15 protein-coding genes and 2 tRNA genes are annotated in these 22,272 nt (G+C 52.1%); 14 read left to right on the top strand and 3 right to left on the bottom strand.

The window, feature by feature from the left end:
- The first annotated feature begins 215 nt into the window (after positions 1 to 215).
- The 4 genes from CEK71_RS16435 (at position 216) to CEK71_RS16455 (ending at position 6,861) form a co-directional block, all read left to right on the top strand.
- Entirely contained in the window at positions 216 to 686 is a 471-nt protein-coding gene (locus CEK71_RS16435; RefSeq protein ID WP_088620393.1) for a hypothetical protein, read from the top strand.
- Positions 687 to 1,712: 1,026 nt separating this feature from the next.
- Positions 1,713 to 4,388 carry a Sel1-like repeat-containing protein kinase family protein gene (locus CEK71_RS16445; RefSeq protein WP_088620395.1) on the top strand — a complete coding sequence of 892 codons (2,676 nt, stop codon included), beginning with the start codon at positions 1,713 to 1,715 and terminating at the stop codon, positions 4,386 to 4,388.
- A 444-nt stretch (positions 4,389 to 4,832) separates the two neighbouring features.
- Positions 4,833 to 5,795: a hypothetical protein gene (locus CEK71_RS16450; RefSeq protein ID WP_088620396.1), complete on the top strand. Its 963-nt coding sequence runs from the start codon at positions 4,833 to 4,835 to the stop codon at positions 5,793 to 5,795.
- Between the two features lie 670 nt (positions 5,796 to 6,465).
- A complete protein-coding gene (locus CEK71_RS16455) occupies positions 6,466 to 6,861 on the top strand; it encodes a hypothetical protein (protein WP_088620397.1) in 396 nt (131 codons plus the stop codon).
- Positions 6,862 to 7,078: 217 nt separating this feature from the next.
- Here CEK71_RS16455 and CEK71_RS16460 read toward each other — a convergent pair whose 3' ends face one another.
- The gene (locus tag CEK71_RS16460) at positions 7,079 to 8,290 is read right to left on the bottom strand and encodes a hypothetical protein (protein ID WP_088620398.1); all 1,212 of its coding nucleotides are present in this window, start codon (positions 8,288 to 8,290) and stop codon (positions 7,079 to 7,081) included.
- 206 nt (positions 8,291 to 8,496) lie between these two features.
- On the opposite strand from CEK71_RS16460, the gene CEK71_RS16465 reads away from it, so the two are divergent.
- The 10 genes from CEK71_RS16465 (at position 8,497) to CEK71_RS16510 (ending at position 18,999) form a co-directional block, all read left to right on the top strand.
- Positions 8,497 to 9,210 carry a tetratricopeptide repeat protein gene (locus CEK71_RS16465; protein WP_157679336.1) on the top strand — a complete coding sequence of 238 codons (714 nt, stop codon included), beginning with the start codon at positions 8,497 to 8,499 and terminating at the stop codon, positions 9,208 to 9,210.
- A 379-nt stretch (positions 9,211 to 9,589) separates the two neighbouring features.
- Positions 9,590 to 10,135 (top strand): GNAT family N-acetyltransferase, encoded by a 546-nt coding sequence (locus CEK71_RS16470; protein ID WP_088620400.1) that lies wholly within the window; start codon positions 9,590 to 9,592, stop codon positions 10,133 to 10,135.
- Between the two features lie 309 nt (positions 10,136 to 10,444).
- Positions 10,445 to 11,428, top strand: coding sequence for a glycosyltransferase (locus CEK71_RS16475; RefSeq protein WP_088620401.1), 984 nt, complete (start codon positions 10,445 to 10,447; stop codon positions 11,426 to 11,428).
- Positions 11,428 to 13,371, top strand: coding sequence for a capsular polysaccharide biosynthesis protein (locus CEK71_RS16480; protein ID WP_088620402.1), 1,944 nt, complete (start codon positions 11,428 to 11,430; stop codon positions 13,369 to 13,371). The genes CEK71_RS16475 and CEK71_RS16480 overlap by 1 nt, the downstream gene beginning before the upstream one ends.
- A 113-nt stretch (positions 13,372 to 13,484) precedes the next feature.
- On the top strand, positions 13,485 to 15,917 hold the full coding sequence (gene lon, locus CEK71_RS16485; RefSeq protein ID WP_088620403.1) for an endopeptidase La: 2,433 nt from the start codon (positions 13,485 to 13,487) through the stop codon (positions 15,915 to 15,917).
- A gap of 194 nt (positions 15,918 to 16,111) precedes the next feature.
- On the top strand, positions 16,112 to 16,384 hold the full coding sequence (locus tag CEK71_RS16490; RefSeq protein WP_088620404.1) for an HU family DNA-binding protein: 273 nt from the start codon (positions 16,112 to 16,114) through the stop codon (positions 16,382 to 16,384).
- A gap of 12 nt (positions 16,385 to 16,396) precedes the next feature.
- Positions 16,397 to 16,472 (top strand) — tRNA-Val (locus CEK71_RS16495).
- A 6-nt stretch (positions 16,473 to 16,478) separates the two neighbouring features.
- Positions 16,479 to 16,555, top strand: a tRNA-Asp gene (locus CEK71_RS16500).
- A gap of 80 nt (positions 16,556 to 16,635) precedes the next feature.
- Positions 16,636 to 18,516 (top strand): SurA N-terminal domain-containing protein, encoded by a 1,881-nt coding sequence (locus CEK71_RS16505; RefSeq protein ID WP_088621667.1) that lies wholly within the window; start codon positions 16,636 to 16,638, stop codon positions 18,514 to 18,516.
- Positions 18,517 to 18,642: 126 nt separating this feature from the next.
- Positions 18,643 to 18,999: a DUF2489 domain-containing protein gene (locus CEK71_RS16510; RefSeq protein WP_157679338.1), complete on the top strand. Its 357-nt coding sequence runs from the start codon at positions 18,643 to 18,645 to the stop codon at positions 18,997 to 18,999.
- Positions 19,000 to 19,008: 9 nt separating this feature from the next.
- Here the strand turns inward: CEK71_RS16510 and CEK71_RS16515 are convergent, their stop codons facing one another.
- Entirely contained in the window at positions 19,009 to 20,358 is a 1,350-nt protein-coding gene (locus tag CEK71_RS16515; protein WP_088620406.1) for an HD-GYP domain-containing protein, read from the bottom strand.
- Positions 20,359 to 20,511: 153 nt separating this feature from the next.
- Complete coding sequence (locus CEK71_RS16520; protein WP_088620407.1) at positions 20,512 to 22,248, bottom strand: sulfite reductase subunit alpha; 1,737 nt, start codon at positions 22,246 to 22,248, stop codon at positions 20,512 to 20,514.
- Between the last annotated feature and the right edge of the window lie 24 nt (positions 22,249 to 22,272).

Below are 22,272 nucleotides of genomic sequence, written 5' to 3' on the forward strand. Positions count from 1 at the left end.
TTTCGCAGATTTACGGCGCAGGTTTTGTGGTTATAAGAAAACCATGCGTAATTGCCACAACAAAGGCCTTGCCTAAGGCAAGCGGCAAAAAAGCCGACGCGTGAGAGCCGCATAAACTTCAGCACTGATTTGTAGCCTTATAGGCTTCAAAACCTTGCCATGCAACGTCTCTACAATAAATTTTATTTCGTACACAACCCTTAATCTTGATCCCTATGAAACCGATTGCTATTTGTTGCCTGTTGTTAGCCAGTTTTTTGGTTACCGGAAACGGTGTTGGCAAAGAAAACTTGCCCGCCGACCATCTGACGCGCTTTGATAATCTCAATAAGTTTGGCGGCGGCTACTCGCTGGATGTTTTTGACGATAAAAAGATACACGCGGCGTTAAAAAAATTGCTGGGTAAATACCTTAGCCAGTTCAAGGATAATCTGAGCGTGTCTGATGGCATTGCAATCAATACTGCCGGTGCATTGGAGACCAGCGGTTGCGCTCAGCATTTGTGTACCATTGAAGACGCTACCCTTTATATGCACGCCAGCGGCGAAATCTATGCGGCTATCCATACCGACAAAAAAGTCCTGTATTTCACTACGGACGCAGAATATAAGGCTAAACCCATTGATCCTATTGTTAGGTTCATGAAAGCTTTTCCCGAAGCGCAGTTGGTTCTTATGAGTAACTGATGTTACGCAGTCATTTTTGCGATATTGAAAAATGTAGCGATGAGTCGCTGTCGCGACGGTTTTTTTAATCGGGTTCTCGCACCCGAAGGCGAGATACTTTCTTTTGCTCCGCCTCGGCAATTGCTCTGTCTCCAGACCACCCTGAGGTGGCATTGCTCTACCTCCTTTACGCCCCTGAGGGTGTGCATCCTTGCAGTCGAAAAGAAAGTATCCAAAGAAAAGGTGGCCCGGTTGCCGCTTCTTCCTGCGCTTCTCGGTTTTGTCGGGGGTAGGCAGAAGGGGCTTCCTGCCCCTCTGCCGACGCGCGGCATCCCTGCCGCGCCCCTTTATGCCCTATGGGTATTCGGGCTGATCCCGACAAAACCTGCGATGCTCGGCGCGGCAAACGGGGTAAAAGCGTTACTGCGTAACGTCAGTGAGTAAATGACGGGGCCCGATATTTAAGGGGCAAATATATGCCCCGTGCCACGCGGTTGGGTTTAAGTCCGGTTAGATTCTCCCTGCCCAATCCCATCAGGGGAGGGAGACAAAATCCACAACAACCTTTTATTTCAAAACAGCTTACAGTCCTTTTCAATATCCGGTAGCTGGGCTATTGATTTGAATATTAAAAACTTACCCATCGAATATAAAAGTCCGGGCAGTTGTAACCCTACCCCCATAAACCCTTGCTTTGCCTACCCAAACCTCAGCCCTTCGCGTCCTTCTTGGTTTTTTTCGCGGCTTTCTTCTCTTTAGGGCTTAACGCGGGTTTCTTCTTCTCTTCTTTATTGCTTTTTTGTTCTTTGCTCATGGCCTTAGCTCCGTTCGCTATTGGGGTGGGCGGATGTGCCTTAACGTGGGCGGTTGATTTTGCCGCCAAGGTTAACCCCCGAAGCTTTACTATAGGCCTATTCGCGCCGCCCTGCTTGACTATTTACGCGGCAAAACCGACGAAACGGACAGCGATAGCAGCCACTATTACGCCCAGTCCAGTAGTTTGGGTTAGAATAACCCCCTATCGACCATCAACCCCAAGAACCCACTATGAACTACGCTGCCCACAGCCATTGCCCCAATTGCTTCCAGCCCAGTACCCAAGCTATTTGCGCCAGCTGCGGTTTCGACCGCGCCACTTATGTGGAAGAAGCCTTGCATTTGCCTTTGTTCAGCGTAGTTGGGGGGCAATATACCTTGGGGCGGGTGGTGGCGGCGGACGCGGTGGGCATTGTCTATACGGCGCAAAAGACTGGCGGCGCGATCCTGACGGTCAGGGAGTATTACCCCGAACCGCTGGCGGTGCGCACCCGCACCGGCACGGTGATGCCCAAAAGCGGCACGGCCAGGCCGCAAGGCTTCGCCCAAGGCTACCAACATTTTATCGACGAGGCGCGGCTGCTCAACAGTTGCCAGCCGTTGCCCGGCATCGTCCGCTTTGTCGATTTGGTCGAGCAATACGGCACGGCCTATTGGGTGATGGACAGCATCGACGGTTGCCCCTTGCAAGACGCTTGGCACCAACAACCCAAACAACCCGCATCTTACCTTAAGCTCTGGCTCAAACCTTTGCTGGACACCTTAGAGCAACTCCAACAACGCGGCATCCATTCGCCCGACCTGACTTTACACAACATTTTCTTACGCGGCGGCGCGAAAAAACCCCAAGATCCGGTGCTGATGGACTTGGGCCTGACCCGCCAAAGCGTGTTGGACTTGGATGCGGCGCAGGCGGGCGACGGCCTGTACACACTGGGGGCGTTGCTGTTCCAATGCCTGAACGGTACGCCGCCGCCCAGTTTTGCACAATGCCGACAGGGTGTGCCGCTGACTTTTGTCGGCAGCCATCTGGACCCGTACCTAAAAACCGCCATCGAACGTTGTCTGATGGTCACGGCGACCGACCGCCCCGCCGACATCAGCGCTTTAAAAACCCTGTTGGCACCGTTCCTGAACGCCCGCCCGCCAGTAACGCCCGTGGCGGTGGCCGAGAAAAAAACCGACGATCCGGCGTTGTGGCAACATACCCGCAACGCCGACAGCATCGAAGCTTACCAGGCCTATCTCCAAGCTTACCCGGCCAGCGCCAAAAAAGAAGCCGCCGAAGAGGCCATGAAACGCCTTAAGCTGGAGGCGGAACTGAAATTGCGCCAGTGGCAAGAAGCCCCGCGCAAGGATGACGGTTTTATTGATGATGCGGCGGAAGAGGACGAAGACGATGAGGATTATGACGACGAAAAACCCACCAACCTGTTCGTGCAATTGCTGAAAGTCATTTTTGGCGGGCTGTTGCTGGCCGCTATCGGCGCTGGCGGCTGGGCGGCTTATCAAGGCTATTTGGACATGCAGCAAAAGCACCAAGGCCAAGAGGAAGAACAAAAAGTGCGCAGCGCCGAGCAAGAGCTGACCGCAACCTATTTGCCTAAGGATAACGCCAACGGCTTTTACCAAAGCCGTTGCCCGGATGGGCTCGAATTATGGCAAAAACTGGCCGACGCTAACAACGCCACCGCCCAAGCCCTGCTCAGCGGCTGTTACTTGTATGGGCAGGCCGTTCCGGAAGACAAGGCGCTCGCCGCACAATGGCTACGCAAAGCCGCCGACCAAGGCTTAGCCCGCGCCCAAGCCGAACTGGCCGGATTGTACGCACTCGGCCAAGGCGTGACCGCCAATCCCGTTTTGGCCTTGCAGTGGTACCGCAAAGCCGCCGACCAAGGCCTCGCCGGGGCGCAGTTTAACGTCGGCCAAATGTATGCCAGCGGATCGGGCGGGGTCGCGGTTAATGATCGGGAGGCCTTAGAGTGGTTCCGCAAAGCCGCCGAGCAAGGCTACGCACCCGCACAAACCAGCGTCGGCTTGGCTTACGAGCAAGGCAAAGGCACCGCCCCCGACCGCCCCAAATCCTTAGAATGGTTACAAAAAGCCGCCGGCCAAGGCGACTTGCGCGGCCTGACCGCCTTAGGCTACAGCTATAAAAAAGCCGGCGACTTCGCCCAAGCCCAAGCTGCATTCAGCCCCGCCGCCGAGCGTAATTATCCCGACGCGCAATTTGGCTTGGCGTTGCTTTACCAATTCGGCAGCGGGGTCAAACAAGATTTTGCCCAAGCCGCACAATGGTTCCGCAAAGCCGCCGAACAAGGCCACGCACCAAGCCAATATTATCTGGGCAACCTCTACGAACTCGGCAACGGGGTCAGCCTGGACTTGGCGCAAGCGGTGGACTGGTACAAAAAAGCCGCCACCCAAGGCGACCCCGAAGGCCAAGCCCGCCTAGGCTATATGTTCGCCAACGGCAAAGGCATAGCCCAAGACGACCAGCAAGCAGTGGAGTGGTACAAAAAAGCCGCCACCCAAGGCAGTATCTTAGGGCAAGTGAGTTTGGGCTATATGTATGATGTCGGGCGCGGCATCAGCCAAGACTACCAGCAAGCCTTTAAGTGGTATAAAAAAGCCGCCGAACAAGGCCTGGCCTCCGCCCAAGGCAACTTGGGTGTGCAATACCAATTCGGCAAAGGTGTGGAGCAAGACTACCAACAAGCCGCCTACTGGTACGGCAAAGCCGCCACCCAAGGCTACGCCCCCGCCCAAACCCACTTGGCGTATCTGTACGCCAGCGGCAAAGGCGTAGGCCAAGATTTGCAACAAGCCATCGCCTGGTACCAAAAAGCCGCCGCCCAAGGCGATGCCGATGCCCAAAAAGGCTTACAGGCTTTGGGGGTGCAGTAAGGGGGGGGCTGTGCAACACCTTAACCGTATCCAAAAAGTAATACCCTATGAGGATGCTGTTTTGTATTAGATGACTGACGTTACGCAGTAACATCTTTTCCCCGAATACCGCAGATTTTATCGGGATAAGCCCGAATACCCGCATAAAGGGGTGTGATAGGAATGCCGTGCATCAATATAAACACCCAAAGAGCATAACGACAGGAAGTCAATTCTGCCGCCATCCAATGACGAACGTTTTATAGCTTAATGTGAACAGTTGCCATAATTTTAGTAAATAAAGATCTTAAAATTGACCTAAGTGATTTTTAATTATACCATACTGTTTCAGACCCAAAGCGATCTTAGCATTTAGTTTAGATAACTAAAAAATTAAACAAAGTGCTTTCAATTGCTCTGTTAGCTTTTTTTAAATAATCATACCCATTTAAGAGAGAATTAACGATGAAACAAAGAGTTTTTGCTAATGTGGTAATGGCATTTATGTTGACGGCATCAACATTTACCTATGCCGGTTCAATACTAAATAGAGATCTTACGTTCATAAAAACGGCCAATACGCCCAATGGCCATGTAGAAATTCATACCGCCTCAGCCACCTCCAATTATCAAACCCGCACTCTGGAACTCTGGACTACCTTCACTAATGAAACAGACGGAACTTGGCAGATACTCAGTAATAACGATCTGGCCTTTATAAAAACCGCCAACACAGCCCATGGTTATGTAGAAGTCCATATCGCCTCAGCCGCCTCCAATTATCAAACCCGCATATTAGATGTCGAGACTACCTTCACTAATGAAACGGGCGGAACTTGGCAGATACTCGATAATAACGATCTGGCCTTTATTAAAACGGCCAACACGCCCAATGGCCATATAGAAGTCCATATCGCCTCAGCCACCTCCAATTATCAAACCCGCAAATTAGATGTCGCGACTACCTTTACTAATGAAACGGACGGAACTTGGCGGATACTCAATAATTACGATCTTGCCTTTATTAAAACGGCCAATACAACCAATGGCCATGTAGAAGTCCATATCGCCTCAGCCAGCTCCAATTATCAAACCCGTACATTAGCGGTCGCGACTCCCTTCACTAATGAAACGGATGGAATTTGGCAGATACTCGGCAATAACGATCTGGCCTTTATCAAAACGGCCAATACGCCCAATCATCATATAGAAGTCCATATCGTCTCAGCCGCGTCCAAATATAAAACCCACATCTTAGATACTGCAACTACCTTCACTAATGAAACGGACGGAACTTGGATGATCAATGAAAAGATGGGGGCGTGGCAACCCAGTGAACAAAATGGCCTTCCTTGGTGGCAATTCAGTGACAGCAACCTAACAACTTTTTTCATTGATATAATTCCATTCTTTGTAGGTTTATTTTAAGTTTATAATGCGCTAAAGGGCATTCCGATTGCCCAAAAAAACAGCCGAGGTGACGGGACACCCCCGTCACCTTTCATCCATACCCTCAATGAAGTCGCCTAATCCCCTCGCAACGACCCATTTCTAACAGATGAAATGGCTATTGCTTAACATCCAAAGCAAAAACAAACAAAGCTCCGGCCTTATAGAGCTAGGGCTTCGGCTGAATTGCAAGCAAATAACGCATCTCCTCAGCCTGAGCCTACACCCAGGAAAAACAAATAAAGAGATTTTATTTCAGTATCTTATAAAAACAATCATCTAGATAATTCCAAAGGCATAAAAAACCAATACAATTATTAATTTTAGTTAATTTAAACCAAAAAAATTTCATAAGGGGGATTATTTGCATATCAAACCCCATAAATAAATCATTAAATAACCCTTATCTAATAAAAATTATCAAAATCAAAATATTAACTGTTATAAATTAGCAAGTTAACATTACCCAAGTGCAGCGCCAATATGTCCTATCTCCCTGATTCAAAAAAGCATCTAATGTAGCCGTAAGCGAGGTTGCATCAATAGCTATGGCTTTGCTTACATTGCATGACAAAAATCAGTTGGTTATACACAAACAACCTATGCAAATAATAATGGACACATTACAGATGTCCGAGGAGAGATGAAAATGCGTACGACAAACATCCGGTTTTTACTAGCAACCATTGCGGTATCGGCAATGGGCATGGCTTCTAATGTTATGGCCGCCCCGCTGACAACTTCGCCTGCATGGTCTGACAGTGGCCAAAGCTATCATGCCTGCAATGCGGTCAATGTATCATTGGTTCCACAAACAGTTACCATAGACCTGATCAACAGTAGCGGTACTGTGGTTTCCACCGCTACCCCTACCTTGGCGGTGGGTACATCGGCAGAAGTGGCTTTAGGTAGCGGCGGCGATTTTGGTGGCTTTGCAAGCTGCCGTTTTACCACGGCAAAAAATTTCACCATTCGCGGCAATATGACGGTCTTCCGTTGGACGGGTACGTTTTATGATTCGCTGGCTGTGATAGAAGCGCATTAAGTTAACGCCCTAGGGTAAAGGAAGACCTTGCTTAACCGTCTGGCAACCATTTTTGACGGTTGTCAGACACCTAAGCCTTTTTTACCGCTTTCCTGTCGGATTGCTTGCAAAACTACCATCTCTCAACCCTGTCTTGCACTTGTGATAAGGCGGCGGCCTTCTCATCACCCCACCAGCTTCTAGCAATGGCAAGGCGACTGAAACAGACTTTTTCATCCTACGCCCCACTGCCGCTCAAAATAATCTGCGGTGCGAACCCGGCATTACTGTCGCAAAACAGCATAACCTGGGCATAACGCCCGGCGGTTTTGGTAAAGCCGGCCACATTGTGCAACGCCCCGCCGGAGACGGTGAAGGTCACTTGCCCGGTGTTGGCTTGGTAGACGTAACAATACCACCCGGCGGGCGTAGAATTGACGATGGTTGCGGTCATCGCCGCCGTGCCGTTAAAGCGGACGATACTGCCGGATGGTAAGTTGCTGGAATACAGGGTTACGGAACTGGTGTAAGTAATTACGACCCGTGCCATCGCGTTAATATTGCCGTCCAACTTCTGCACGGCTTGCAATAGGGTGTCGGTGTCGGCCACCGTGCCGGGGCTGGAGTAAAACCCCGTCAGCACCGAATTCAGTGCCCGCTGGACGGTAAAATATAAATTGCCCGCCTCCGGCACCACCCCGGTATTGAGATCATGAAAGACTTTATCACCGCCTAAATATTGGTTGGCGGAGATAAAAAATTCCACATCTGTAACATCATAGGTCGGGTAATTAAAATTCGGACTGAGAACTAATTCCAATATATCAAATTCCAAACCCGTTAAATCCAGCTCCAAAACGTTTACACCCAGCACCAAAGGCGGTAACCCGTTATTACCCAAATCCGGCGTTCTCCAGTCACCCTGAAAATAACTACCCGTCGAATAGACATAAAAGTTTAAATTGGTAAAAGTCTGCAATGAGGTGATTGTTAGCGTCACTTTAACGCGCGTAGGCCGCCAGCTGACCGCCCAACCGCCTGACACAACTAGGGAAAGCGGCACCGTTACCCCGGCGTATTTTGTCCCATCCCATTGGCTAGGCGAATCTGTCCAAACATCAGTGCCCATTTTTTGCACATAGCCAGAAGCCGTACCCGCCGCAATCAGCGGCTCTTTGGCATTGAGCGCCGCCTGCACATCCGTCTGCGCCGCCAAAGTGCCGCCGATACTGCCCCAAGCCGCCGACGCAGCAGCTTCGACCCAGTGGCTATTGGCCGTGCCGCCTTCCAGTCGGTAGGTTTTCCCGTCCGCTGCCACCGTACATACCATAAACTCAAACCGTGCCGCCAGCGGAATCGCATCCCGGGCGGCCAGATCGGCGCGTAGGCTATATAGGTCCAGCGGCAATGCCGAGCCGCGTTGAAAACTGCTTGCTAAAGGGATGGCCATAAACTAAAGCTTATAAGTGTTGGTGAAAAGGGTTTGGCTGGTGGGCTGGTTAAACTCATAACTGATGTTACGCACCCCATCCCAAAAAGAGTATCATTGACGGATGGAAAAAGAAAAAATAGAACTCTACACAGACTACCTGATCTGCAATCAAGGCTTTGCAACGGCGACGGGCTTGTCGGCGATGCTGGGGCTAAGGGGAAGGTATGATGAATGTTAAGTTAGGGGTATTGTTGGTCGCCATTGTGATGGCTAGTCCGGCTGGTGCGCAAACGTGGGCGGTGACGACAGCTATAGAGCTTTCGGCGAATTCGGAGCCAGCTAAAGGCGCGGTTTTGCGCCCGCAGATGGAAGAGCTTATGGGGCTATTGCAAGGTAAGCGTTGGGATGAAGCTGAGCGGCTTGCAACGCAATTGCGTAAGGCTTATGAAGCATCGTTTAATCAGCAGTTGCCGCATTATTCATTTCGGACTAGTGCTGAGTATGAAGCGTTTAAAAAAACTGCCAGTGCGCCGTTTGAATGGGTGGATTGGAGTTATAAGCAGTGCCTGCAAATGCAGGCTTTTATCCGTGCGGAAAAGCAGCAGTTTGCCGAAGCGGTGGCTTTGTTGCAGGATGTGGTAAAGCTTGCCCCTTATTCGGCAGATGCCAGGGCGGAAATGGCGGCGGCATTGAACAGTTTAGGGCGGTTTGAGGAGGCATTGGTGCTTTATAAAGAGACTTATCGGCTAGCGGAGCAGTATAGTAGCCAGCAGGAGTTACGGGGCATGGCTTTGCGTGGGATGGGGTTCTCGTTAACGGAATTAAAGCGGTTGGATGAAGCGGAACGGGCATATCGCCAAGACCTTGAGATTGAGCCGACGAATAAGCTTGCGTTGGGGGAGTTGGCTTATATTGAGCGGTTGCGTAAAGGGAGGTAGTTGCCGTTGTGCAAATGCGGGGTGGTTAGGTATGCGGATTTTTTGCTTGCCGAAAGTTAAATGGCGAAAGGTTTGTCCGTTCGGTATTCTTAATAATGCTCTTAATCCGCTTTAGAATAGGCTGCTGTTGACACATAGGACTGGCGAGCAGTATCGGAAAAAATAAAAAAACTATTCTATATTAATGGGGTGGTGCGTGTAATTTTTGGTGTTTTTTTTAATACCTAATGACAGAAAGATCGAAGACTGTAGAGATGGAAGCTCCGCAACGTCTCTACAACAGATTTTCTTTTATGCCCATTCCTTAAAATGTCGGACAGTGTGCGAATTATGTTAATCTACGAGTAAAGCCCAATGCTGTCCGCTTAATGTATACGCTATGAAAAAAGACCTAACCGCATTCCGAACCGGACTTCCCGATGATGTCGGGGCGATTGTCCAATTGGTTAACTGTGCTTATCGCCCTGAAGCTGGAGCGGGTGGGTGGACGCATGAGTCTGATTGGGTGGCAGGGGCTAGAGTTAATGCCCAGCAAGTGCTGGAGATGTTGTGCAAGCCTTGTTCGGTGGTGGCTTTGGGTTTGATCGGTACCGAAATTGTTGCTTGTGTCCATATCGAAAAACACGGGGATGATGCGCATATCGGAATGCTGGCAGTACAGCCGCACAGACAGGGGACTGGGTTGGGCAAGCAGATGTTAGCCTATGCCGAACAGTCAGTCGGCGCGATGCTGGGTTGCGGTAAAGCTGTTATGGCTGTGCTATCGCCCCGCCCGGAATTGACTGCATTTTATTTGCGGCGTGGTTATCGGCACAGTGGTATTGCTATAGATTATCCTTGTACAGCAGGTGTGGGGTTGCCAAAACAGGCTGGGCTTACGCTTGCTGTGCTGGAGAAAAGGCTTACAATACCTGCCGGAATATAAGCGGATAAATTTATATAGCTTGATATTTTCGGGTATTTAAAAACCATAATGAGTCATTATTGCGCCGATTTTTTTAATCGCGCTAGCGTAGCCGACAGGCAGGATTTCCCTTGGGGTTTGCTTGTCGGGTTAGTGTCTCATCTGCTCTCGGCGGATTTGTCTTTTGCTCCGCCAATACGCTAAGGTAGTGGAATGGTGTGAGAATTAATCAATTAAGGTATGCTGTTGCGCCATTGATCTTCAAAAAGGTATGCCCCGCCTGCCTTCTCGGTCGGTATAATCGCCCCTATTGTCAGTTTTGAGCCTGTTATGGAACTCGCCCCAGCCCCTAAGCCCACGGTTTTTCTGATCGAAGAGTGTGCGAACCCTTCCACGGATTTTTTTATCCTGCCGCTGTTGGCGGCGGGTGGGTTTCCGCTTGTCCGGTGTTTTCATGCCGATGTGCCGGAACCTGAAGCATTAACCGATGCGATTGTCATTTTTGTCCGTTATGTGCCGCCTGCGTGGGCGCGGCTGGTTGGCGCGTGCCGGGCGCGGTTGCGGGCGTTGGTGTTTTTTATGGATGACGATGTGTTGGATGTTGCCGCGTCGGCGGGGATGCCGCTCAGTTACCGTTATAAGTTGGCGAAGTTGGCGTGGCGGCAACGGGCTTGGTTGCGTGGCCAGCAGCCGCAGCTTTGGGTGTCGACACCGTATCTGGTGGAAAAATACGCGACGTGGCGGGCGCAATTAGTGTTGCCTACGCCGATTGCGTTCCCTGAGCCGATCCGGCGGATTTTTTATCACGGTTCGATTGCCACGCATCAGGCGGAAATCCGTTGGTTACGTCCGGTGGTGGCGGAGGTGCTGGCACGGGACCCGCAGGCGGCTTTTGAGATTATCGGGAAGAAAGATGTGTTTGAGCTGTACCGGGGCTTGCCGCGCGTTACTGTGGTGCATACCTTGAAATGGCCGGCCTATCAGGGTTTTTTGGCGCAACCTGGGCGGCATGTCGGCTTAAATCCGTTGTTGGACGTGCCGTTTAATTTGGCGCGTTCGCAGACCAAGTTTTTGGATATTACCCGTTGCGGGGCGGTCGGAGTGTATTCGCCGGGCGGCAGTTGTGCGGCGGTGGTCGAGCATGGGCGGCAGGGTTTGGTGGTGGCGAACGAGCAGGCGGCGTGGGTGGAGGCGATTTTAAGCCTGACCCAAGACGAGACTTTCCGCTATGGCTTATGGGGTAATGCCCAAGCGAAGACACTGGAAATGGCGGCGCAGGCGCAACAGGCTAACCGCCAGTTGTTGGGGGGCTGATGGCTAGGCCGTCGCTTTCTGCCGAAGATTTGGCGCAGGCCGCTGTGCGCTTGTTGCCTAAGCCGCGTTTGCTGACTTTGTGGGCGTTAAGTTGGCGCTGGCGGCGGGTGGTGGTATATCGCCCGGTGCAGCCTGCAAACCGCCGTCTGTTGGCGGCGTGGCGGCGTGGCGGCGAGGTGTTGGCGCGGTTAGGCGGTCTGGTGCTGTGGGAAGCCACCGAGGGCTGTGTTGCGCCTTTTAATGCTGCGGATGGGGTATTGTCGCTCTGTTGGGCCAGTGCGTTGGAAACGGCGATAGCGGCGGCTTATAGCCCTGCCCAGCAAGCGCGGGCGTGGCAGTTGCAGGGGTTGTGGCAAAGCCAGCAGTTATCGCGCTATAACCACGCGCGGGCGTATGCTTTGCCTTTACCGCCCCATTATGTAGTGGTAGTTGATGCGGGGGATGCGGCGGGGTCGGCGCGGATGCTGGCGGCGGCTTTGGCGGAGTATCCCGATGCGCAGGTGCTGGTGTTGCCTTGCCCTGATGTGCCTGGGCAGCGGCGGACGTTGGCCGATGCGGCGCGGGTGCAGGCGCTGGCGGCGGATGTGCATCCGGCGGCGGTGCTGGCCGGGGCGCAAGCGGTGTATTGTCAGGCTTCTAGCTTGGGTTGGGAAGGCTTGTTATGGGGTAAGCGGGTGCGCACCTTTGCGATGCCGTATTATGCGGGCTGGGGCTTGACCGATGATGCCGTGCCGCCACCTTTAGGCCGCCAGCCAGTGCCCTTGGCCAATTTGCTGTATGCAGTGCTGGTCGCTTGCGCGGCTTATGTTGATCCAGAAACAGCACAGTGCTGCGAACCTGAGCGTTTGCTGGTTTGGGCGGGGTGGCAGCGGGTGCAGCGCGGGCGGTTTCCGACGCGGCTGTACGCATACGGTTTTTCCGATTATAAGAAGCCGATTGTGAGGCGGTTTTTTCAGGGTAGCGCCGTGCTGTTTGATGTTGCGCAGCCGCCCGAACAGGCCACGCTGGTGGTCTGGGGTCGGCAAGCGCTCACGGTGCTGCCGGAAAATGCCAAACAATGGCATACTATTCGCTTGGAAGATGGTTTTATCCGTTCCGTAGGCTTAGGTGCCGATCTGATCCGGCCATTATCATGGGCTTTGGACAGTACGGGTATCTATTACGATGCGACAAGGCCTTCCGATTTGGAGGCTTATCTACAAAATTATCCCTTTGATACGCCATTGCTGGCGCGTGCCCGGCAGTTGCGCGAGCGCTTGGCCGCTGCCCGGTTGACCAAATACAATGTCGGCACGGGGGTCTGGCAACGCCCGCCGGGCAGTTTGGCGGGGCCGGTCATTCTGGTGCCGGGGCAGGTGGAAAGCGATGCGTCGTTGGCGTATGGGGCGTTGGGGCTACGCACTAATTTAGGCCTGTTGATGGCGGTGCGTAGTGCCGAACCGACGGCTTATATCATTTATAAGCCCCATCCTGATGTGGTGGCGGGCTTGCGGCAGGCGGGGCAGGACGAGGCGCAGACGCATTTATGGTGCGACGAGATTATCGTCGATGTGGCGATGGGGCAATTGCTGGAACAGGTCGATGAGGTGCATACCTTGACTTCGTTAACGGGTTTTGAGGCGTTGTTGCGCGGCAAAAGGGTTGTCTGCTACGGTTTGCCTTTTTACGCGGGGTGGGGGTTGACTGAGGATAAGCTGGTGGCGGACAGGCGTTCGCGCCGCCTCAGTGTCGATGAATTGGCGGCGGCGGCGTTAATCCTTTATCCTACCTATATCAGCCGGGTCAGTGGCCAATTTACCAGCCCTGAGCGGGCTTTAGACGAATTGTTGGCATGGCGCGGACAAGCGGCTTGGCGGCTGTGGGGGCGTAAGCTGTTGCGTAAGGCTTTGCTGTTGGAATTGTGGCTGAAAGCCCGCCGCCAGCCAGTACCCCCTCCAGGTTAGCCTGCTTCCTTAGCCTGGCCAGAAAAAAAAGCGGCTATTTTATGGCCGGATCCTTGCTATTTTTATTACCGTCCTCATAATCTTATTTTTACAATCGTGTTCAGGGCGCATTTATGGAAACACATAACATGACAGAGTTACAGCCAAGCGATGTCTTCATTCCGGTTTTGCCGCTACGCGATGTAGTGGTGTACCCGCACATGGTCATCCCCTTATTTGTCGGGCGTGAGCGCTCAATTGATGCCTTGGACGCAGCCATGCGTGACAGCAAGCAAGTGTTGCTGGTGGCGCAAAAGGAAGCCGAGGTCGACGAACCGGACATTACCGACCTGTATCAGGTGGGGACGCTGGCGAATATCCTGCAATTGCTGAAATTGCCGGACGGGACGGTGAAGGTGTTGGTGGAGGGTAGCCAACGCATTAACGTGGTCTCCTATCATAATGCCGGGGCGTTTTATTCGGCGGTGGTCAAGCCGATGGAAGAGGTCTGGGACTTGTCGGAGCAAGAGCAGGATGTGCTGCAACGCACCGCGATCAGTTCGTTCGAGCAATATGTTAAGCTCAATAACAAGATCCCGCCTGAAGTGCTGACCTCGTTGGCGGGCATTGATGACCCTAGCCGTTTAGCGGACACGATGGCGGCACACATGAGCCTGAAGGTTCAAGATAAGCAGGGGATTTTGGAAAACCCCAATATCCAAAGCCGTCTGGAAAACCTGATGATGCTGATGGAAGGCGAGGTGGATATTCTGGAGATGGAGAAGAAAATCCGCGTCCGCGTCAAGCAGCAGATGGAGAAAAACCAGCGCGAGTATTATCTTAACGAGCAGATTAAGGCGATCCAAAAAGAATTGGGTGACATGGAAGATGCCACCAATGAGATTGAGGAGCTGGAAAAGAAAATTGCCGAAGCGGGCATGTCGAAAGAAGCCAAAACCAAGGCCGAAACCGAACTGAATAAGCTGAAACTAATGCCGCCGATGTCGGCTGAGGCGACGGTGGTGCGCAATTATATTGACTGGATGGTCAATGTGCCGTGGAAGAAAAAGACCAAGGTGCGCCATGACCTGAAAATTGCTGAGCAGGTGTTGGAAGAAGAGCATTATGGCTTGGAAAAGGTCAAAGAGCGGATTCTGGAATATCTGGCGGTGCATCAGCGCGTCAAGCAGCTTAAAGGGCCGATTTTATGCTTGGTAGGGCCGCCAGGGGTGGGTAAGACCTCGTTAGGCGAGTCGATTGCCCGTGCCACTAACCGCAAATATGTGCGCATGGCTTTGGGTGGGGTGCGTGACGAAGCGGAAATCCGTGGTCATCGGCGTACCTATATCGGTTCTATGCCGGGCAAGATTTTGCAAAATCTGGCTAAGGTAAAAACCCGCAACCCGATGTTCTTGTTGGATGAGATCGACAAGATGGCGGCGGATTTCCGGGGCGATCCGGCTTCGGCGCTGCTGGAGGTGTTGGATCCTGAGCAAAACCATACTTTTTCCGACCATTATTTGGAAGTCGATTTCGATTTGTCGGATGTGATGTTTGTCGCCACCGCCAATACCATGAATATCCCGCCCGCGTTGCTGGACAGGATGGAAGTGATCCGCTTGGCCGGGTACACGGAAGACGAGAAGATTAATATCGCTTTGCGTTATCTGGTGCCTAAGCAAGTGAAAAATAATGGCCTGGAATTGCACGAAATTGAAATTACTGAGCCTGCGGTCAAGAATATGATCCGCTATTATTCGCGCGAGGCGGGAGTGCGCAGCTTGGAGCGGGACATTTCCAAGATTTGCCGGAAAGTCGTCAAAGCCCTGCTGTTAAAGTCGGTCGGCGGCAAGGTGGTGGTGACCGCCGAGAATCTGGGCGATTATTTGGGCGTGAAACGCTTTGATTATGGCGTGGCCGAAGAGCGCGACCAAATCGGCCAGGTGACTGGCTTGGCGTGGACGGAAGTCGGCGGCGAATTGCTGACTATCGAAACGGCGGTGATTCCGGGCAAGGGCAAGCATTCGGCGACCGGCAAATTGGGCGATGTCATGAAAGAGTCCATTGAGGCGGCGATGACCGTGGTGCGGAGCCGTTCGGATATTCTCGGCATTAATAACGAGGTGTTCCAGCAAAATGATATCCATGTCCATGTCCCTGAAGGGGCAACCCCGAAAGATGGCCCTAGCGCGGGTATTGGCATGTGTACGGCGATTATTTCGGCCTTGACCAAGATTCCGGTACGCGCCAATGTCGCGATGACCGGCGAGATCACTTTGCGCGGCGAAGTGTTGCCGATTGGCGGTTTGAAGGAGAAGTTATTGGCGGCGCACCGGGGCGGCATCACGACCGTTTTAATTCCTGCCGACAATGAAAAAGATTTGGTGGAAATACCCGACAATATCAAGGCTAACCTGACCATTAAGCCGGTACATTGGATTGATGAAGTGTTGGCGGTGGCTTTGCAGTATGTGCCTGTTCCTATTGAGAAACTGGTTATTGAAGAAAAGGCGAAAAGCGATGCGGATAGTGTCAAGGCCTTAAAAACCGGATTGACTGCCCATTAATAGGGTCTGCGCCAAGGCTTGCCGACCTACGGCAAGCCTTGGTAAACGTGGCCTCGGCTATCTTTAAAGCTTGACACTACACAATGGCAGTTGATATAAATAACAGTGTTTCTTGTGTTGCTGCTGTCAGGGCATAAGAATTACACATCAGCCTAGCACAACACCTATAACAATGACTTCCTGAGGGGGGAATAATGAATAAATCGGATCTTATCGACGCTATAGCGGAGTCTTCAGAATTAACCAAAGCCGATGCCGGCCGCGCGTTGGATGGCTTTATTAAAGCTGTAGAATCTGCATTAAAAGCGGGTGATTCCGTGGCTTTAGTGGGCTTTGGTACCTTTTCCGTGAAAGCGCGTGCCGAGCGTAAAGGCCGTAATCCGCAGACCGGTGAAGAAATAATTATCAAAGCAGCAACAATTCCATCATTTAAAGCTGGTAAATCTTTAAAAGATGCTGTAAACTAGTCAGCATTAGTCGGGTGCTTAGCTCAGCTGGGAGAGCGTCGCCCTTACAAGGCGAGGGTCGGGGGTTCGATCCCCTCAGCACCCACCAGACTTTGGAGTGGTAGTTCAGTTGGTCAGAATACCGGCCTGTCACGCCGGTGGTCGCGGGTTCGAGCCCCGTCCACTTCGCCAAAAAAATCAAAAGCCCCGTACCACTTTGGTTCGGGGCTTTTTTTTTGCATCATACATCGGATTTATTAGGGCCTGAGCTTATGCTGACGACAATTAGAGAAAAATCGCAAGGTGCTTTTGCAGGGGGTATCTTATTATTGATTGGTGTGCCGTTTGTGTTATGGGGCATCAACAACTATATGGATAATGGTAAGGAAGCGGCGGTCGCTTCGGTGGGCGACAAGGATTTTTATCAGCGTGATGTCAATAAAGCCTACGAGCAGTATAGCCAAAGCTTGCGGGGCATGGGTATTGATGAACAGGCCTTAAAAGCCCAAGCCCTGCAAAAGTTGATTAAAGACGAGGTGTTGTTGCAGTACGTCCAATCCCGCGGGCTGACCGCCACTGATGAGGCTGTCCGTGACTTTATTAAAGGTTTGGAATACTTCCAAACCGACGGCCATTTCGATGATGCCAAATATAAGGCTTTGCTGGCGACCCAGCATATGTCCTCTAATGAATTTGTCGGGCGGGTGAAAAACGCGCTGGTGATGGAGCAGTTCCAACACAGCATCGTCGATACCAGCTTTGCCAGCCAGTATGATGTGGAGGGTTTTTTCAAAATCCAAAACCAGCAACGTGATGTCGAGTATTTGACCGTGCCCGTGCAGGTCGCCGCCGAACCGCCTAAGGACGAGGAGATTAAGGCTTATTATCAGCAGCATCAGGATGCTTACCAAGCGCCTGAGCAGTTGTCGGTCGATTATATCGAGTTGTCGTTAGCGGATCTGGCGAAAAAGGTCGAGGTCAGTGACGACAAGCTGAAAGCTTTTTATACCGAACAAAAAGACCAGTACACCACGCCCGAACGCCGTAAAATCAGCCATATCTTATTTGCTGTCGATGCCAAGACGGATGAGAAGGCGGCCTTGGAAAAGGCTAAAAAAGCCAAGCTGGAGCTGGCTAGCAAGGATTTTGCGAAGGTGGCGGCCGAACTGTCCGATGATAAGGCCACTGCCAAAGAAGGCGGCGATTTGGGCTTGTTTAGCGCGGGGGTGATGGAAAAGGATTTTGAGGCCGCCGCGACGGGCTTGAAGTTGGGGGAGGTGTCTGAGCCGGTCAAATCCGCTTTCGGCTACCATCTGATTAAAGTGACCGAGTTGGTGCCGGCGCAAATCAAGCCTTATGACAGCGTGAAGGATGAAGTCGCTAAGGCGTACCAAAAAGCCCAAGCGGAAAATGGTTTCTACGAGGCGGGTGAAAAATTGACCGAAGCCAGTTATCAAAATCCTGACAGTTTACAGGCGGCTGCCGATGCCTTAGGCCTGACGATTAAGACTTCCGCTTTGTTCACTAAGGAAAAAGGCGACGGGGTAGCTGCCGACGATAAAATCCGTAGCGCGGCGTTTACCGACGAGGTGTTGCATGGCAATAACAGCGCACCTATTGAGCAGGGTAGCGATAAGTTGGTAGTGTTGCGTATGCACGAGCATAAACCGGCCGCGACACGCGACTTGGCGGCGGTAAAAACCGATATTAGCGCGATTTTGGCAATGGATAAGGCCAAGCAAGCGGCAGTTGAACAGGCCAAGCAACTTAAAGGCCGCTTACAACAAGGCGAGGCCATCCAGCAAGTGGCGGGCGAGGCTAAGCTGGAGCTGAAAACTGCCCAGGGTCTGACGCGCCGGAAAACGGATTTGCCCGCACCTTTGGTCGAGGCGATTTTTAAGGCCGCTAAGCCCGTCGCCAATAAGCCAAGCATTTTTATCGCCGCTTTGCCGTCAGGCGAGCAAGTTGTCGTCAGCCTGAATAAAGTCACCGAAGGGGTGATGGGCGAAAGCGATAAAGCGCAATTGGAGTTGGCGAAAAAGAGCATGGGCAATGCCTTGGGGCAGAGCGAGTTTAATGCGGTGCTTAATAGTTTGCAGGCCGATGCGGATATTTCTGTGGTAAGCAATAAGGCGCAAGCCGCTGCCGAATAGTCTTATAAGGCCTTTAGGAAGCGGTAAAGCCGCCGGAAACGCTTTTTATGGCCGTTTCCGGCGGCTTTTTTGTTTGCGGCTTTTGGGGGTACCCACAAGGTGGGTTTGGTGTACGGATGGGTATTTATGGTCAATGAACAAGAGATGAGCGCAACCCGGCAGCGTGTCGCCTTGGTTGCGCAAGCGATGTTAAGCGGCGAGTTGGCGTTTCTGGAAGGGGTTTTTGAATTGGCGGAACTCAGTCATGATCCGGCGCTTGCAAGACATGATGCCGGGCTTAGGCTGTTTGTTGTCATGGCATCGGAACTAGATGGTTTGCCGATTGGGCCGGCAAGGCAATATTGGTCAAAAGCGGCTTTGCTGCGGCATCAGCCAAGCATCGAGGCGGCAACTGTTTGGGCAAGGGGGTTAAGCACCGAGGCTTTACGCAATTTGGTGGCGCGGTTTGGGGGTAATGGGGTGCGCGGGTTGGATGACGGATAAGGGAGGCAGCTACGACTTCGCCATTTTCCTAAAGCTAAAGCCTTTGTCGATAAACTTAGGGCTGTAGTATTGTTTGGGGTTGATGTGGTGGTGTTGCGGGTCGACGACATTTTTTATCGTGTAAACGTTGCCTTTTTTGTCGGTGGCCATTTTTGCCAAATCGACGATTTCTTCAGGCATGGCTTGGCCTTCTTCGTTACGCAGCACTACGACTTTAGGGCGCAATTTCATGCGTTCATTGGCTTCGACAATAATCGCCAGTGCCCCGCTGGTCATTTGAACAATGCAGCCGGGCGGGTAAACCCCCATGCTTTCGATAAATTTAATCAGTAAGTCGCGGTCCAGTTTGCTGCCGACCAGTTTGGTCATCTGGTGGGTGGCTTCCAGGTGGGTTTTGCTGGCTTGGTTAGGACGGCCATTAATTATCGAGTCATAAGTGCTGGCAATTGTGACGATTTTAGTAAAATCGGAGATGCTGGCTTGCTTAAGCTGGCGCGGATAGCCGTTGCCGTCTAGGCGTTCGTGGTGGGTCAAGGCGGTTTCCAACACGCAAGAATCTATGTTGTCACTGGATTTGAGCAACTCATAGCCGAGTATGGTATGTGACTGCATGAGCTTTAGCTCGTCGCCTTCAAGCTTGCCTTCTTTGCTGATGAGCTTATAAGGGATGCGCATTTTGCCGATGTCATGCAACATGCCACACATGCCTAAGTTCACCAAAGCCGTTTCCGGCAGGTTAAGGTGACGGCCTAGGATGATCGACAGCACGGCGACATTTAAGCTGTGCCGTGTGGTGTGTTCGTCTTTTTCTTTCAGTCGGATCAGCCATAACAGCGCGTCGGGAGACTGCAAGACGCTGTTGACGCAATCGGTGATGGCCTTTTTCGCCAACCAGCCGTCAATTTGTTTGCCCTGCGCCGCTTGTTTCATGCAATCGTTGATCAAGCTGGTGGTGTGGGCATGGGCTTTTTCCGCTTTGACGATTTCCCGTTCAAATGAACCCAGTTTTTGGGGCGGAACGGTATTTTTAAAGTCGATAACCTTTGACAGGCTAGTGTTGGCGGCATTACCGCCAAGCTTGTTGGTTTGGGAGAGGGTACGGGTTTTGGTCGCGTCTATATACACATAAGCGCAAAGGTTTTTAACCGCCTGCAATTGTGCTTGGGTGCGCACTTCAAAGCCTTGGAACATAAACGGCGAGTCCAACCAAGGGCGGTCAAGCTCGACGATGTACATGCCTAAACGCAACTGGTCAATCGGCGTATAGCTTTTTTCGACCGACGTGCCTAAGCCGCCTAGGCTAGGAGTGGTTTTTTTAAGCTTTTTTTGCTGCCGGAAAGGCCACAGGGTCGAAAGCATGAGAGGCTTCTTATAAACAGATTAACCGATATTAGCTATAATGATAGGCAGTTTTTTCGGGATGTAAAGGTAATTTTACCTAAAAAAACATTTTTTTTTAAGGTTTTTTTTACCGGTTTGGCAGCCCTTGCCCGGCAAGGGCTGCCGACCTGCTTAGTATACGTCGCGTACGTAACGCTTGGTTTTTTTCAAGTGGTTGACGTATTCGGCAGCCTGTTCTGCGCTTAGTTTGCCTTGTTGGGCGATGACTTCATGCAGGGCTTTGTCGACATCTTTCGCCATCCGGTAAGCGTCGCCACAGACGAAGAAATAACCGCCTGCTTCCAGCCAAGCGAACAGTTCGGCGGCATTGTCGAGCATTTTGTCTTGGACATAAATTTTTTCGGCTTGGTCTCTGGAAAAGGCCAAGTCCAAACGGGTCAATAAGCCGCTGGCCTGCATCTCGGCCAGTTCGTCTTGATACAGGAAGTCGGTGGCGGCGTTACGGTCACCAAAAAACAGCCAGTTTTTGCCGGTGGCTTGGCGGCATTGGCGTTCTTGCAAGAAGGCGCGGAACGGGGCGATACCGGTGCCAGGGCCGACCATAATCATCGGTAGGCTGTTGTCTTCGGGAACACGGAAGACTTTGTTGGGGGTAAAAAAGCACCGCACTTCGGTGTCCGATGTTACCAGATCGGCCAGGAACGTCGAGCAGACACCTTTATGCTGGCGGTTATGGCTATCATAACGGACACTGGCGACGGTCAGGTGGACGGTGTCGGGGTAGGCTTTGCTGCTGGAAGAGATGGAGTAGGCGCGGTGTTGCAGGGGTTTTAACAGGCTGATGAATTCGGCGGCGGAAAATTCCATTTGCGGGAATTGTAGCAACAAGTCTAGGGTATCGCGTCCCCAGAGGTAATCGCTGAGTTGGTCTTTGCTGCCCGCGCTTAACAGGCCGTTCAGTTCTTGGTCGCCGGAGCGTTTGGCGATTTCTTCCAACAGTTCTTTGCTGGGGTTTTTGATCTCAAATTGGGTGCGTAAAGCTTCGCGTAACGGCATCAGTTCGCCGTTGACAGGTTCTTCTTCGTCGCCTTGGCAACCGATGGCAGCTAAGAGTTCGGCAACCAAGTCCGGGCAATTGGTCGGTACGACACATAAGGCATCACCCGCTTCATAAGTCAGGCCCGAACCGGCAATGGAAATTTCATAATGGCGGGTTTCTTTGGAAGAGTCAGGGCTAGTGACCCAGCGGTTGGCCAGCATTTTGGCCGGAAACGGGTTTTTGCGGTGGTATTGCGGTTTGTCGTTGGTGCTGGTGTCGGCGCTCACGATAGTGGTGGCGGCCCCGTCAGCCATTTGCGGGATGACGGCACTAAGCCAAACGTGCGCGGGTTCTTCAAAATCGACATCACAATCGGTGCGTTCGTACACGCGCGTAGCACCAAGTTGATGCAAGCGGTTGTCCCAATCTTTGCCGGCTTGGCAAAACAGGTCATAGCTGGTGTCGCCTAAAGCTAAGACCGAATAGTGCAGTTTTGGTAAGGTGGGGGCGGTGTCGGCCTGTGCCGATTCCCAGAGCAGTTGCGCGTTATCAGGCATTTCGCCTTCGCCGTAGGTGCTGGTGATGAGCAGCAGATGTTCCATAGCCGCTAAATCGGCAACGCTGATTTCGTCCATGCTTCTCACGACAGGCTTTAAGCCGTGGGTTTTGGCGATGGCGGCGGCATCGTTGGCCACCGCTTCGGCGTTGCCGGTTTGGCTGCCGTACAGGATATCCAGGATCCGCACGTCTGCGCTGGCAGAATCGGTGGTTTGTATCATACGGGTGTGCATACCAGCGAAAAAGCCGCTTAACCAAGCTCTCTGGCTGGCGCTGTAAGGCGCGTCTAAGGGAATCTGAGGTGTTTTCATTATGTCACTGCAAAATCAATTATC

This window comes from Methylovulum psychrotolerans (genome assembly GCF_002209385.1).
GTDB classification, from domain to species: domain Bacteria; phylum Pseudomonadota; class Gammaproteobacteria; order Methylococcales; family Methylomonadaceae; genus Methylovulum; species Methylovulum psychrotolerans.